At 68.0% G+C, this 12,647-nt stretch carries 15 protein-coding genes; 13 read left to right on the top strand and 2 right to left on the bottom strand.

What is annotated here, in order from left to right; translation table 11 throughout:
• Nucleotides 1–73: 73 nt before the first annotated feature.
• From HF203_RS11660 to HF203_RS11630, 7 genes are all read left to right on the top strand, one after another.
• Nucleotides 74–838 carry a spermidine synthase gene (locus HF203_RS11660; protein WP_168669891.1) on the top strand — a complete coding sequence of 255 codons (765 nt, stop codon included), beginning with the start codon at nt 74–76 and terminating at the stop codon, nt 836–838.
• A gap of 112 nt (nt 839–950) precedes the next feature.
• On the top strand, nt 951–1,091 hold the full coding sequence (locus HF203_RS11655) for a hypothetical protein (RefSeq protein WP_168669890.1): 141 nt from the start codon (nt 951–953) through the stop codon (nt 1,089–1,091).
• Nucleotides 1,092–1,246: 155 nt separating this feature from the next.
• Nucleotides 1,247–1,531 (top strand): peptidoglycan-binding domain-containing protein, encoded by a 285-nt coding sequence (locus HF203_RS11650; protein ID WP_246221750.1) that lies wholly within the window; start codon nt 1,247–1,249, stop codon nt 1,529–1,531.
• 30 nt (nt 1,532–1,561) lie between these two features.
• Nucleotides 1,562–1,885, top strand: coding sequence for a YMGG-like glycine zipper-containing protein (locus HF203_RS11645; RefSeq protein WP_168669886.1), 324 nt, complete (start codon nt 1,562–1,564; stop codon nt 1,883–1,885).
• 410 nt (nt 1,886–2,295) lie between these two features.
• Nucleotides 2,296–2,817 (top strand): retropepsin-like aspartic protease family protein, encoded by a 522-nt coding sequence (locus tag HF203_RS11640; protein WP_168669884.1) that lies wholly within the window; start codon nt 2,296–2,298, stop codon nt 2,815–2,817.
• Between the two features lie 198 nt (nt 2,818–3,015).
• Nucleotides 3,016–3,429 (top strand): nucleoside diphosphate kinase regulator, encoded by a 414-nt coding sequence (gene rnk, locus HF203_RS11635; RefSeq protein WP_168669882.1) that lies wholly within the window; start codon nt 3,016–3,018, stop codon nt 3,427–3,429.
• 144 nt (nt 3,430–3,573) lie between these two features.
• Complete coding sequence (locus HF203_RS11630) at nt 3,574–4,122, top strand: retropepsin-like aspartic protease family protein (RefSeq protein ID WP_168669880.1); 549 nt, start codon at nt 3,574–3,576, stop codon at nt 4,120–4,122.
• A gap of 17 nt (nt 4,123–4,139) precedes the next feature.
• Here HF203_RS11630 and HF203_RS11625 read toward each other — a convergent pair whose 3' ends face one another.
• Nucleotides 4,140–5,441, bottom strand: a complete 1,302-nt coding sequence (locus HF203_RS11625) for a DUF3422 family protein (protein ID WP_168669878.1) — start codon at nt 5,439–5,441, stop codon at nt 4,140–4,142.
• Nucleotides 5,442–5,634: 193 nt separating this feature from the next.
• Here HF203_RS11625 and HF203_RS11620 point away from each other — a divergent pair, with 193 nt between their 5' ends.
• Both HF203_RS11620 and HF203_RS11615 read left to right on the top strand, forming a co-directional pair.
• Nucleotides 5,635–7,161: a formylglycine-generating enzyme family protein gene (locus HF203_RS11620; RefSeq protein ID WP_168669876.1), complete on the top strand. Its 1,527-nt coding sequence runs from the start codon at nt 5,635–5,637 to the stop codon at nt 7,159–7,161.
• Nucleotides 7,151–8,068 (top strand): PfkB family carbohydrate kinase, encoded by a 918-nt coding sequence (locus HF203_RS11615; RefSeq protein WP_343043913.1) that lies wholly within the window; start codon nt 7,151–7,153, stop codon nt 8,066–8,068. Before HF203_RS11620 ends, HF203_RS11615 begins: the two co-directional genes overlap by 11 nt.
• A 13-nt stretch (nt 8,069–8,081) precedes the next feature.
• On the opposite strand, the gene HF203_RS11610 is transcribed toward HF203_RS11615, so the two are convergent.
• Nucleotides 8,082–9,113, bottom strand: a complete 1,032-nt coding sequence (locus tag HF203_RS11610) for an NADP(H)-dependent aldo-keto reductase (RefSeq protein ID WP_168669865.1) — start codon at nt 9,111–9,113, stop codon at nt 8,082–8,084.
• A gap of 188 nt (nt 9,114–9,301) precedes the next feature.
• Here HF203_RS11610 and djlA point away from each other — a divergent pair, with 188 nt between their 5' ends.
• The 4 genes from djlA (at nt 9,302) to HF203_RS11590 (ending at nt 12,641) form a co-directional block, all read left to right on the top strand.
• On the top strand, nt 9,302–10,111 hold the full coding sequence (gene djlA / locus HF203_RS11605) for a co-chaperone DjlA (protein ID WP_168669863.1): 810 nt from the start codon (nt 9,302–9,304) through the stop codon (nt 10,109–10,111).
• A gap of 534 nt (nt 10,112–10,645) precedes the next feature.
• Nucleotides 10,646–11,152: a hypothetical protein gene (locus HF203_RS11600; protein WP_168669853.1), complete on the top strand. Its 507-nt coding sequence runs from the start codon at nt 10,646–10,648 to the stop codon at nt 11,150–11,152.
• 104 nt (nt 11,153–11,256) lie between these two features.
• Nucleotides 11,257–11,949 (top strand): ribulose-phosphate 3-epimerase, encoded by a 693-nt coding sequence (gene rpe / locus HF203_RS11595; protein ID WP_168669851.1) that lies wholly within the window; start codon nt 11,257–11,259, stop codon nt 11,947–11,949.
• 8 nt (nt 11,950–11,957) lie between these two features.
• Nucleotides 11,958–12,641, top strand: coding sequence for a phosphoglycolate phosphatase (locus HF203_RS11590; protein ID WP_168669849.1), 684 nt, complete (start codon nt 11,958–11,960; stop codon nt 12,639–12,641).
• Nucleotides 12,642–12,647: the final 6 nt, after the last annotated feature.

The raw sequence follows: 12,647 nt of genomic DNA, 5'->3' as shown, positions 1-12,647 counted from the left end.
GGGTTACGGCCGTTGCCCGGAGGGGGCGGCGCCAGTGGCGCCCGTTCGCATCCAGCTCGTTGAGAGGGCGTCAATGCGAGATCAGGACAAGGCCACGGCCATCTTCATGGGATTGTTCGTCTGGGGGCTCGCCGGGGCGCTGTTCGGCGCCCTGTTTGCGGGGCTGCATCAATTGTTGCTCGGCGTCGGGGACAGTGCGTGGCTGGCGTTGGTGGTCGCCACGACCATCGCCGCGACGACCACGACGGCCTTCTACAGCGCCATGCCGGTGGCTTTGGCCGGTGCCATGGCCGGGGTGCTGGCCTCGATCGCCTATCTGATCGCGACCGGGCACCAGGTCCGGTTGCCGTTGATCGCCGGCCTCGCCGGTCTCGCCGGGGTGCTGGTCGGGGTCTTCTATGCCTGGGCGATCGGTCGTGGCGCACGGCCACTGGCGCAGACCTTCAGCGGCTTGCTGGCCGGGTTGCTGGCTGGCGCGGGGTTGGCGCTGGTGCTGGATCTCACTGGTGTGGAGGTCGGCATGTTCGCGCTTGCCGCTGCCGTGGTGGCGCTGGTCGGATCTATCTATCAATTCTCGGTGCGGCGGCTGGTGGGGGCCTCGGCCTGGTTGCCGCCCGGGCTCTCGGCGCCGGTGGTGGCGGGGTTGATCGCCGCCGTGGTCGGGGCCAGCGTCTGGATCGTCGGTGGCACCACCGCAGGGCTGCATGCCGCCCCCGGTGCCGCCTTCGAGGCCATCCTCGCCGAGGTCCCGGCGGGACTGCTTGGCGGCGCCTGCGGGGGAGCGCTCACCGGGCTGCTGCTGGAGTCGCTTGGTGTCGAGCTGAAGATGCTCGCCTGATCGACTGAGCGAAGCGGGAGCTTTTAGGCTAATCTCAGGTCTACAACCTTGCTAAAAGAGTGGTTGTATTTCATCCATTGTGTTGCATGTCACTGATGGGGAGAGCTTCATCATGTTGTATGCCCTGTTATTCCTGGTTGTCGGCATCATCATCGGCTGGAACTGGCAGCAGCCGCCATGGGCGCGCGAGCTGCAGGAGCGTGTGGTCGGGACGGTGCGCTCGTTCACCAACAAGACCAAGGAAAATCGCTGAGTGCTGAGGTGATGGCCGGGGCGGGGCGCGCCTGCTGCGTCTCGTCCCGGCGTCGTCTTCAATCGCAGGGGTGGGGAGGCTAGACTGCCTGGGTTCACCGTGGCCCCGTGGCCACGGATCATTCCGGTCCAGTCTTGCCAACCATGAGGAGCCCCATGCGCAGTACTCCGTCGCGTCTCGCCATCCTGTCCGCAATCCTCTGTCTGGTGGTGCTCGGTGCGCCGGTGCACGCCGCGTCGGCCACGGTCGAGCGTGGGCAGGTTGCACTCCAGGAGCTCGGTTACCGCCCCGGCCCCGCAGACGGGGTCTATGGTCCTGCCACTCGAGCTGCGCTCAAGCGCTTCCAACGTCATCACGGTTTGGCGGTGACCGGTCGTTTCAACCAGGCCACCATGACACGACTGCGTTATCTGATGAAGCGCCGCCATTTCCGTCGCTGATCCTGTCGCCACCTCGGAGGTCCTTGTGCTATGTCTGCTCGAATCGGTGTTTCCGCGTTATCGATCCTCGCCGTGCTCTGCCTGGCTGGCTGCGCCAACCAGCCGGGTCGCGCCACCACGGGTGGCGCACTGATGGGGGCGGCCACCGGCGCGGCGATCGGTTCGCTGAGTGCCGATGCCGGTAAGGGTGCGCTGATCGGCGCCGGCGCCGGTGCCCTCGGCGGCTATCTGATCGATGCCGAGAACGCTGCCCGTCGTCCGCCGCCACCGCGTCGTTATGCCCCGCCCGCCGAGGGACGCCCCTGTCCTCCGGGGTTGGCGCTGGGCCAGCGCGGGCGCTGCGTGCGTTACTGATCCGATAGCGCGCTTCGGCGTGGCCGGGGGCGAGGTTGCGGTCACGGTGGTGCATGTCGCGCGTTGCGCCGGTCTCGACCGGCTGCGCTGAACGGGTGCCGCCACTGGCAAGTGGCCGGGGTCGTGCTCTGGCGACTGATCCTTAGATCGTGGCGTGGTGGTCGGCTTGCTTTTGCCCGCGCCTGTTGGCAACCTCGGGCAGGGCGCTTGGCCCGTCTCATTCACGCGCGAAGGGAGGATCGACATGTCGTGCGCACATCGATGGTTGTTGGTCCCGTCCCCGGATGTTGGGCCGCCGTCGCTGGCCTCGCGTGGCGGCGGGGCGGTCGGATGCCGGTGGGTGTGCCGCTGAGGCGCCCGCCTGACTCGATCCCCAGATCCCGTGTCCTCCTCCCGGCCCTCGGATACTGATGTCACGAGCCGATGAGCAGCCCCAGCGCATCGGCCGGGTGATGCTGTTGGCCGCCTGGGTGGTCGCGCTCGGGCTGCTGGCGCTGTTGTTCGGTGGTCTGCTCGAGCATGATCGGGCACCGCCGCCGCGGCTCTTCGTCGACTCGGACGGCACTCCCGGCGTGGTGCTCGAGCGCAATCGTGCCGGGCACTATGTCGCCGATGGCCGGATCGATGGTGAGCCGGTGCGCTTCCTGGTCGATACTGGAGCCACCGCCGTCGCCTTGCCGCTGGCATTGGCGCAACGTCTGGGGCTGGAGCTGCGTCCCGGGGGGATCAGTCGGACCGCCAATGGCGAGGTGCGGGTCTGGCGTACGCGCTTGGCTCGCGTCGAACTCGGCGGCCTGATCGCGCACGACGTGCGTGCCGCCGTGTTGCCGAACATGTCCGGCAACGAGGTGTTGCTGGGGATGAGTTTCCTCGGGCGTCTCGAACTCGTCCAGCGTGGCGAGACCCTGACCCTGAGACCGCCGCCGGGTTGAGTCGCGGCGCCCTGTCCTGCCGAGACGCCGCCGATCGGTGGCGTGCTCGACCGTGGGCCGGCCTGGATGGGCTGGCACGGGCAGCGAACGCTGCACCAATCCGGGGCCGCGTGGCGCATCCGCCGCGGTCCCCGAACCCTGATGTCGAGCGCCCCGTGAGCGGGGGCTCGGTTTGGCCTTTTCCATCGAGATGACAACGTGAGCCAGAAACCATCCCTGATCGTTTCAGAAACCGACTTCGAGCGTCTGCAGCGGCTGCTCGACTCCCTGCCCAGCGACGGCGTGCCCGGGCGTGACAACCTCGAGGAAGAACTCGAGCGCGCCGAGATCATCGACTCGGAGCAGATGCCCGCGACCGTGGTGACCATGAACTCCAAGGTTCGGGTGCGGGTCTCCTCTTCCAACGAGACCTTCGTGTTGACCCTGGTCTACCCCAAGGACGTCGACCCCGAGGGCGGCACCGTCTCGATCCTCGCCCCGGTCGGCAGCGCGCTGCTCGGTCTCTCCGAGGGCGATGAGATCGATTGGCCGCGGCCCGGCGGCAATCTGATGCGGGTCTGTATCGAGGAGGTGCTCTACCAGCCCGAGCGTAGTGGCGAATACCACCGCTGAGGGCGTCCGTCGCGCGCTTGCGCTACACTCCAGCCCCGGCCGCGTCCGCCTCGGGCGAGACGCTGCAGTCCGGGGCCGATCCCGGTCCGGACGTCGGCGAGGTCGCGCCTCGCAGCCCTCAGTTCGTCCAGGGACATGCTCGTGATGAAATCTTCGCTCGTCTCCATCGCCACCCCCGTGCGCCTGCGTCAGCGGTTCGGGTCGCTGCTGCTACTGGTCGCGGTGCTGACCCTCGTTGGTCTGATCGGAGCCCAGCTCGGTCAGCGCCACAATCCCAATCCAAAACCAGTCGCCTATCTCGGCCCCGACGGGGTGCCTGAGGTGGTGCTCCAGCCCAACCAGGTTGATCAATACGTCACCACTGGCCGGATCAACGGTCAGGCGGTCGATTTCCTCGTCGACACCGGTTCGGCCGATGTCGCCATGCCCTATATGCTCGCTCAGCGCTTGGGGTTGAGGCTCAAGCGCGGCGGTTACAGCAAGACCGGCAACGGCAATGTCGCAACCTGGCATGCGACCCTCGATCAGGTCGAGGTCGGTGGTTTGGTGGTGACCGATGTCAAGGCCACGGTGCTGCCCAACATGCAGGGCGAGGAGGCGCTGCTCGGCATGTCCTACCTCAAGCACATGGAGGTGGTCCTGCGCGGTGGCACCCTGTCGCTGCGCCCGCTGCTCGCCGCCGCCGATTCCTGAATTATCGCGAACCCTGCTCAGTGACCGTTGAGCAGGCGTTGTTTCATGCGCTTGAGTCCGAGCCAGGCGGCACCGACCACGATCGGCACCGACAGGCCCATGCCGAGGCTGGCATCAATCGGCAGCAGCCCCTGCGCCTCCAGCCCCTTGAGGGCATAGCCGACCAGACCGACGCCGTAGTAACCGATGGCGATCACCGAGAGCCCCTCGACCGTCTCCTGCAGTCGTAGCTGGATCCGGGCGCGTCGGTCCATCGACTCGAGCAGCCCGCGGTTCTGGTGCTGCAGGTCGACCTCGACGCGTGCGCGCAGCAGGCTCGCCAGTCGTGCTGCACGCTTGGCCAGGTCCTGCTGACGCTCGCGGGTGGAGTCGCAGGTGGCGATTGCCGGGGCCAGCCGTGCCTCGAGGAACTCGGTGAAGGTCTGCAGTCCCTCGATCCGGCGCTGGCGCAGCTGTTCGAGCCGTTGCTGGACGATGCGGTAGTAGGCGCGCGAGGCCTCGAAGCGATAGATGGTGCGCGCGGCGATGGTCTCGATCTCGGTGGCCAGGGTGGTGAGCTCGGCGAGCAGCTCGCTCTCGCTGGCGCCGCGGGTGTGATCGTTGCCTTCGGTCATGCGTGCTGCCAGCGCCACCAGACGCCGCTCGGCCTCGCTCAGCGCGCGCGTGGCCTCGCGCGCCGCCGGCAGCCCGAGCAGTGCCATTGCGCGGTAGGCGTCGATCTCGAGGATGCGCTTGGCCAGGCGCCCGGCCTGATTCTCCGACAGTCCGCAGTCGCGCAGCAGGATGCGCGAATAGCCGTCGCTGTGGATGCGCAGGTCCGACCAGGCGCGGCTCGCGCCACCGACGACCTCGGAACCGATGAAGGGGTTGCCCTCGAACAACGCCAGCAGCTCGTTGCTGCCGCGCTCGGGCATCTCGCACGACTCCAGCGCCAGCGCGGTGGCGGTGACCACCTGTCCCGGGATCTCGCGCAGCCAGTCCTGTGGCAGCTCGTTGATCAGCGGGTCGGTGAAGGGGTGGTTGAAGCGTTCGTGACGGCTGATGGTATAGGTCACGAATTCGGTGTGACGCTCCCAGCGTAGCCGCAGCCCGTCGGCGAGATCGACTGCATAATACTGACCGACCCGCTCGGGCCGGCGGACACCGAAGTAATCGAGCAGTCGCAATAGGTGCTCGACGTTCTCGCCGCTGCCACGCTCGCCACAGATGGCGGCGAGGTGGAAGACGCGAGCGGGGGAGGGCAGCGGGTCGAAGGTGCGCGCGTGCAACTCGGCGGTCACCGAATGACGCAGCGGGTGTTCCTTGAAGGCCGGGGACATCACTTGAAACAGGCTCGTTGTTGACACGGAGGCTCAGAGTAGCGGAAAAGGATGACCAACGCGCGAGGGCAAGGTTCCTTCGTCCATCTGGTAAAACCGGGTGGGTGCCCGGACAATGGGTGTCCGGTGGCGTTCGCCGTTCCCGATACCGGGGCCGGTGGGCGCATTGCTCAAGAACGACGACGATTCACTCATGTCCGAACCAACCGAGGAGAGCGGAGCCGGCGAGGCCCGGGGTTTGCGTAACTCGCTCGAGCAGATGCGCGAACAGGCCGCTCGTGAGATCGAACGACTCAACCGCCGTCTGGCCGCCCGCGAGCAGGCCGTTGAGGAGAGCATTGCCTCAGAGACCGAGCGCCTGGCGCTACAGCAAGAGCTAACCCTGTTGCGCCAGACGCTGAGCGTGAAGGAGCAGGCGCTCGGGCGCATCACCGACGAGTGCCAACGTCTCGAGGACCAGCTCGAGGACCGCAACCTCGCCTTTGACGGGTTGCAGCAGGCCTTCGAGCAGCGGGACAGCTCGCTACGCCAGACCCAGCTCGAACTCGAGCGCATGCGTCGCGAGATGGCCTGGCTGCAGAAGCGCGCCTATGGCGCCGCATCGCCCCCGCCGCCCCCGCCGCCCCCGCCGCCGGTCAGTCCCTCGCCGACTGCGGCGGCGACGGCGCCGCCAACCCCGCCCCCACCGCCGCCGCGCGTGCCGGCAGGCCCGGCGCCGACACTGCCCCCCGAGCTGCAGGGGTATTCGCGTCGCCCGCGCGAGGGGCGGCTGGTGATCGGGCTGGTATTGCTGGTGCTGGCGCTGGTCAGCTTCGCGGTGTTCCTACCGCAGTTGCGTTACTGGTTCTCGGGGATGTCGTTCTCGGATCAGCCCGCCGAGCTGATCTGGGCCGAGCCGCCACGCTCGCTCAAGGCGCCCCCGCCCGAGCGGCGCGTGGCCCCGGTCGAGGAGCCGGCGCCGCTTGCGACCGAGGTGCCGCGTGCGGCGCAGATGCCGCTGCTGCGCCGGGACCGCTTGAGCGATGGCAGCTTCGGGCCCGAACTGGTGGAGCTGCCGGGGGGCAGCTTCCGCATGGGCTACAACTCGCTCGCGCGGACCGACTATATGCCGGCCCATCAGGTGACGCTGCGGCCCTTCCTGATCGGTGCCTACGAGGTGACCTTCGCCGAGTACGACCGCTTCGCCCAGGCTACCGGACGGCGTCTGCCGGACGACCAGGGCTGGGGACGGGGCACGCGTCCGGTGGTCGATGTTAGCTGGGAGGACGCCCGCGCCTACGCCGCCTGGCTCTCGCGCGAGAGCGGCTATCATTATCGTCTGCCGAGTGAGGCCGAATGGGAGTATGCGGCTCGGGCCGGTGGGCGCGGCTCCTATTGGTGGGGCTTCGGGAAGGAGCCGGGACGGGCGGTGTGCTTCGATTGCGGCAGCCGCTGGGACCGGCGCTCGACCGCCCCCGTGGGTAGCCTGCAGCCCAGTCCCTTCGGGCTTTTCGATACCGCAGGAAATGCCATGGAATGGGTCCTCGACTGCTATGTGGCCGGCTATCAGGGTGCGCCGAACAACGGGCGTCCGCGCCTCGATGGCGGCTGTGTTGAGCGGGTGGCGCGTGGCGGTGCCTTCAATCAGCCGGCGACGGCGATGCGTACCTATGCGCGCCAGCACTTCGCCCCTGAGACCCAACTCAATATGCTCGGTTTCCGCATCGTCCGTGATCTCTGAGTTCGGCGCGCGGGTGCTCGCCGTTGGCGTGGCCACGCTCGACCTGATCAACGAGGTGGCCGCCTATCCCAGCGAGGACGCCGAGGTGCGCGCCCTGGCACAGCGCCAGGCGCGTGGTGGCAATGCCCCCAATACCCTGGCGGTGCTGGCGCAGCTCGGCCATCGTTGCGTCTGGTGCGGCACCCTGGCCGACGATGCCGGGGGGCGCTTCATCGCCGCCGACCTGGCGCGGCGCGGGATCGCGCTCGCCGCGGTGGAACGGATCACCGGGGCCGCCACCCCGACCTCCTACGTTACCCTCAGCCGCGTCAGCGGCAGTCGCACCATCGTCCATCATCGCGATCTCCCCGAGCTCAATGTCGCCGGTTTTGCCCGAGTCGGGCTCGACGGGTTCGATTGGGTGCACTTCGAGGGCCGCAACCCCGCCGAGACCGCCGAGATGATGCGTCGGGTGCGACGCCTGCGTCCGCAGGCGCGGGTCTCGGTCGAGCTGGAGAAAGCGCGCCCCGGGATCGAGTCGTTGGCCGCGTTGGCCGACCTGGTACTGGTCGGGCGCGACTATGTATGCGCCGACGGTGGTGACGAGCCGCCGGCGCGGGCGCTTGCGCGTCTGGCCACGCTGGCGCCACGGGCCTGCTGGGTGCTCGGCTGGGGCGAGGGCGGTGCCTGGAGCCAGGTGCCCGGCGCCGCGCCGCGTCATCACCCGGCCTGGCCGCTGGCGCGGGTCGTCGACAGCCTGGGCGCCGGCGACTGTCTCAACGCCGCAGTGATCGACGGCCTGCTGCGTGGGCACGCGCTGGCGGAGGCGAGCGCGCGGGCGGTGCGGCTGGCTGGGTTCAAGTGCACCCGGGTCGGTGTCGACGACCTGATCGAGGCGGCGTGCGCCACCGCCGGGGTGCTCGACTGAGCCCGGATTCGACTCAGGGGGCCGGGTTGGGCTGGCGGGTCTGGATCGCCTCGATCTCGGCGAGCAGCGCGGCGTCGAGTTCGACTGCGAGGCTACCGATGTTGTGCTCGAGCTGTGCAAGCGTGGTGGCACCGATGATGGTGCTGGTGACGAAGGGGCGGGTGTTGACCCAGGCCAGCGCCATCTGTGCCGGATCGAGACCGTGGCGACGGGCGAGGGCGACGTACTCGGCGGTGGCCGTCTCGGCCTGGGGGTTGTTGTAGCGCTTGAAGCGCGAGAAGCGGCTGATCCGTGCCCCGGCCGGGCGCTGGCCGTCGAGATACTTGCCCGTGAGCACGCCGAAGGCCAGCGGCGAGTAGGCGAGCAGACCGCAGTCCTCGCGCAGCGCGATCTCCGCGAGTCCGATCTCGAAGGTGCGGTTGAGCAGGTTGTAGGGGTTCTGGATGCTCACCACCCGGGGTAGGCCGTGCTGCTCGGCGAGCGCCAGGGCGTGCATCAGCCCCCAGGGGGTCTCGTTGGAGAGGCCGACATGGCGGATCTTGCCGGCGCGTACCAGCTCGGCGAGCGCCTCCAGGCTCTCGCGCAGCGGTACGCTGTCGTCGATCTCGGCGGGGCTGTAGCCGAGCCGGCCGAAAAAGTTGGTCCGGCGATCCGGCCAGTGCAGCTGGTAGAGATCGATCGTCTCGGTCTGCAGGCGGCGCAGGCTGTCCTCGACGGCGGTGACGATGTGACGTCGGTCGAGTCGCCGGGGTAGGTGCGCCAGCCAGTCGCCGGGGCCGGCGACCTTGGTGGCGAGCACCACCTGATCGCGACAGCCGCGCTGCTTGAGCCAGTTGCCGATATAGGTTTCGGTACGCCCCTGGGTCTCGCCGCAGGGCGGCACCGGATAGACCTCGGCGGTGTCGATGAGGTTGATCCCGGCGGCGCGGGCCCGGTCGAGCTGGGCGTGCGCCTCGGCCTCGCTGTTCTGTTCGCCGAAGGTCATGGTACCGAGACAGAGCGCGCTGACCTCAAGGTCGGTGCGGCCGAGTCGTCTGTAGTGCATCTGGGTCTCCTGTGGCTGACCCGGGGCGGCCCGGGTGGATGACGGCCCATCTTAGCAACCCGGCGTGGATGGGCCGATCGCGTCGGTCGTATCATGCTAGGCTTGCCTGCTTGCGCCGGGACCTTGCGATCACGTAGGGGTCGGCCCGATATTCTGATCTCGTCATCGTCAATCTACGGAGTGCATGCATGCGCTGGTTCGGTACGGCCGTCGCCGGCGGTCTCGGGTTGGTGTTCGGCGGCCCGCTCGGTGCCCTGTTCGGCGCCGCCCTCGGCCGCGGGGTCGAGCGTAGCTGGGCCAACAAGGGCGGGGATCGACTGACCCTGGAGCAGCGCTCGCGTATCCAACAGCGCTTCTTCGAGGCGGGCTTTCGGGTCATGGGGCATGTGGCCAAGGCCGATGGTCGGGTAAGCGAGGCCGAGATCGCCTATGCCGAATCGGTGATGACTCGGATGGGGTTGGGCGCACCACAGCGCCAGCAAGCGATCGGCCTGTTCAGTGCCGGCAAGGCCCCGGAGTTCGCCCTGGCCGCCGAGATCGGGGCGCTGCACGAGGTTGCCGCCGGCCAGGGGCCTCTGCTGCATCTGCTGCTCGAGGTGGCGTTGTCGATGGCCTATGTCGACGGGCCTCCGTCGCGTGCCCAGCGCGCCGCGCTCGAGGCCATCCGCCGTGGACTCGAGGTCTCCAACGGCGCCTATCGGCGCATCGAGCTGCTGGTCTCGCTACAGCGACGGGTCCGTGATGCCGGTGGCGCCTCCGCAGGGCCGGGTGCGGCGCCGCGGCGCGAGCTACCGCTCTCGCGTGCCTATGCCGTGCTCGGCGTCCGTGCCCGGGCCAGCGACGCCGAGGTCAAGCGCGCCTATCGGCGGCTGATGAGCCAGCACCACCCCGACAAGCTGGTCTCGCAAGGGGTGAGCGAGGCGCAGATCCAGGCCGCCTCGCAGAAGACCCAGGAGATCCGCCGCGCCTACGAGACCATCACCCGCGCCCGCGGATGAGTGCCGCCGCTTGGCGCTTGCCAGCCGCCAGGTAGTTTGAACCGCAAAGCTGCAAAGGGCGCGAAGGGATTCAAGCCATCAGCCGCCAGCCGCCAGCCGCCAGCCGCCAGCCGCCAGCCGGGAGGATTGAACCGCCAAGTCGCAAAGGGTGCGAAGGTGTTCAAGTTTCAGTGATCAGCGGCCAGTGGTCGCTGGTCCTCTAACACCGGCGCCAAGGTGATGGCAGGCCGTGCTGCTGCCGAGGATGCACATCCACTGGTGACTGGAGGCTGGTCGCTGGAGGCTCTACCTCTCCTTTGCGTGCTTTGCGGCTTTGCGGTTCGAATCAGCATCCAGCCTCCAGTCGGCGAGGCTGGTGTGCATGATCGGCGATTGACGGGCAAGACGGTATCTTGGCGGTTCAATGCCCTGGTCGCTGGTCGCTGGTCGCTGGTCGCTGGTCGCTGGTCGCTGGTCGCTGACGCCGGTCCGTCATTGCACCCGCGCGCGGGCTCTGCCTATACTCGGGCGCTGCTGAAGAGACGACCAACGGTGGTGACGAGGATGCGCGGTGGGGCGAGATGGCAGGGATTGATGGTGGCGCTGGCGTTGCTCTGTAGCGGGCAGACGCTTGCCACCGGGCTTGATCTGGCGCGCGGTGACCTGGATTGGGGCGATGCCCGTCCGGTCGGACTCGAGGTGTTGCATGAGGAGCAATTCCGCGGGCGTGCCTTCACCATCTGTGCCGATCCCGGGGTCGCGCCGGTGCTCGGTGAGGTGGATTTCGATCAGCGCCTCTATCGCTTCGTCGACGGTCGTCTGACGGCGATTTCCTTCATCAAGGAAGATGCCGGCCTCGACTGGTACCGTGCCAGTCGTGACCAGCTCGAGGCGGTGCTCGGTGCCCCTGCCCAGGTGCTCGACAACCCTATGCTCGAGCTCTATCAGACCTACTGGCGCGACGCGCACAGTATGGGCTCCTTGGAGTGGGACGAGGGCGATGTCGATTACGACGAGTCGCCGAGCGTCTCCTTCACCCTGTCGCCGCCGTTGGCGCTCTAGTCCTGGCCGTTTCGCGCCCGGACGACTCGACTCATCCTGCGTGCCTCGCCGTGCCCCCGGGGGGCGGTGGGGTGACGCCATAACATTCCTAGGGGGACCCTGCCATGACGCGCGATCTGATTGCGCCATCGATCCTCTCGGCCGATTTCGCCCGTCTCGGCGAGGAGGTCGACCAGGTGCTGGCCGCCGGGGCCGACATCGTGCACTTCGATGTCATGGACAACCATTACGTGCCGAATCTCACCATCGGTCCGCTGGTGTGCGAGGCGCTGCGCAAGCACGGGGTCGAGGCCCCGATCGACGTGCACCTGATGGTCAAGCCGGTCGATCGCATCATCCCTGACTTCGCCGCCGCCGGGGCGACCTACATCACCTTCCACCCCGAAGCCAGCGAGCACATCGATCGCAGCCTGCAGCTGATCCGCGATCAGGGCTGCAAGTCGGGGCTGGTGTTCAACCCGGCCACGCCGCTGAGCTATCTCGATTATGTGATGGACAAGGTCGACATGGTGTTGCTGATGTCGGTCAATCCCGGTTTCGGTGGGCAGAGCTTCATCCCCGCAACGCTCGACAAGCTGCGCGAGGTGCGCCGCCGCATTGATGCCAGCGGTCGAGACATCCGTCTCGAGGTCGACGGCGGGGTCAAGGTCGACAACATCGCCACGATCAAGGCCGCCGGCGCCGACACCTTCGTCTCCGGCTCCGGCGTCTTCGGCAAGGGGCGGGCCGAGGATCCCAACCGCTACGACACCATCATCGGCCAGATGCGCGAGGCGCTGGCCGGGGCGGGGTGCTGATGAACGCCATGGCTCCGCTCCGTCGCCCACAGATGGTGCTGTGCGACCTCGATGGCACCCTGGTCGACAGCGTCCCCGATCTCACCTACTGCGTCGATACCATGCTCGAGCGTCTGGGGCGCGGGCCCCGTGGCGAGGCGGCGGTGCGCACCTGGGTGGGGAACGGGCTCGAGCGCTTGGTGCGTCGCGCCCTGGTCGGGGCGCTCGAGGGTGAGCCCGAGGCGAGCGAGTTCGATCGCGCCTATCCGATCTTCCTCGAACTCTATGCCGAGCACACCTTCGAGCGTGCCACGCTCTATCCCGGAGTACGCGAGGGGCTCGATTTCCTCAAGGCCGCAGGTTATCCCCTCGGCTTGGTGACCAACAAGGCGGCCCGCTTCACCGGGCCACTGCTACGTCATCTCGGGCTCTACGAGGACTTTGGTATCGTCATCAGTGGTGATACCCTGGTTGCGTGTAAGCCCGATCCGCTGCCGCTGCTGCACGCGGCGCGCCATTTCGGCGTCGATCCGACCGCGTCGCTGATGATCGGCGACTCGGTCAGTGACGTGCGAGCGGCGCGGGCGGCAAAATTCGGTATCATTTGTACCAGTTATGGGTACAATCACGGCCTGGACATCCGCGACAGTGCGCCCGATGCGGTCATCGACTCGCTGAGCGAACTTGCCGGAATGCTGGCTGCGGCCCGCTGAGGAGCG

Source organism: Marichromatium bheemlicum, assembly GCF_012276755.1.
GTDB classification, from domain to species: Bacteria; Pseudomonadota; Gammaproteobacteria; order Chromatiales; family Chromatiaceae; genus Marichromatium; species Marichromatium bheemlicum.
Note: the sequence above shows the minus strand (reverse complement) of the source record. Positions and strands in the feature narration are given on the sequence as shown.

Coding starts and splice junctions, on each gene's coding strand:
- HF203_RS11660 (WP_168669891.1), top strand. CDS start 74: ATGCGAGATCAGGACAAGGCCACGGCCATCTTCATGGGATTGTTCGTC.
- HF203_RS11655 (WP_168669890.1), top strand. CDS start 951: ATGTTGTATGCCCTGTTATTCCTGGTTGTCGGCATCATCATCGGCTGG.
- HF203_RS11650 (WP_246221750.1), top strand. CDS start 1,247: ATGCGCAGTACTCCGTCGCGTCTCGCCATCCTGTCCGCAATCCTCTGT.
- HF203_RS11645 (WP_168669886.1), top strand. CDS start 1,562: ATGTCTGCTCGAATCGGTGTTTCCGCGTTATCGATCCTCGCCGTGCTC.
- HF203_RS11640 (WP_168669884.1), top strand. CDS start 2,296: ATGTCACGAGCCGATGAGCAGCCCCAGCGCATCGGCCGGGTGATGCTG.
- HF203_RS11630 (WP_168669880.1), top strand. CDS start 3,574: ATGAAATCTTCGCTCGTCTCCATCGCCACCCCCGTGCGCCTGCGTCAG.
- HF203_RS11625 (WP_168669878.1), bottom strand. CDS start 5,441: ATGTCCCCGGCCTTCAAGGAACACCCGCTGCGTCATTCGGTGACCGCC.
- HF203_RS11620 (WP_168669876.1), top strand. CDS start 5,635: ATGTCCGAACCAACCGAGGAGAGCGGAGCCGGCGAGGCCCGGGGTTTG.
- HF203_RS11610 (WP_168669865.1), bottom strand. CDS start 9,113: ATGCACTACAGACGACTCGGCCGCACCGACCTTGAGGTCAGCGCGCTC.
- djlA (WP_168669863.1), top strand. CDS start 9,302: ATGCGCTGGTTCGGTACGGCCGTCGCCGGCGGTCTCGGGTTGGTGTTC.
- rpe (WP_168669851.1), top strand. CDS start 11,257: ATGACGCGCGATCTGATTGCGCCATCGATCCTCTCGGCCGATTTCGCC.
- HF203_RS11590 (WP_168669849.1), top strand. CDS start 11,958: ATGGCTCCGCTCCGTCGCCCACAGATGGTGCTGTGCGACCTCGATGGC.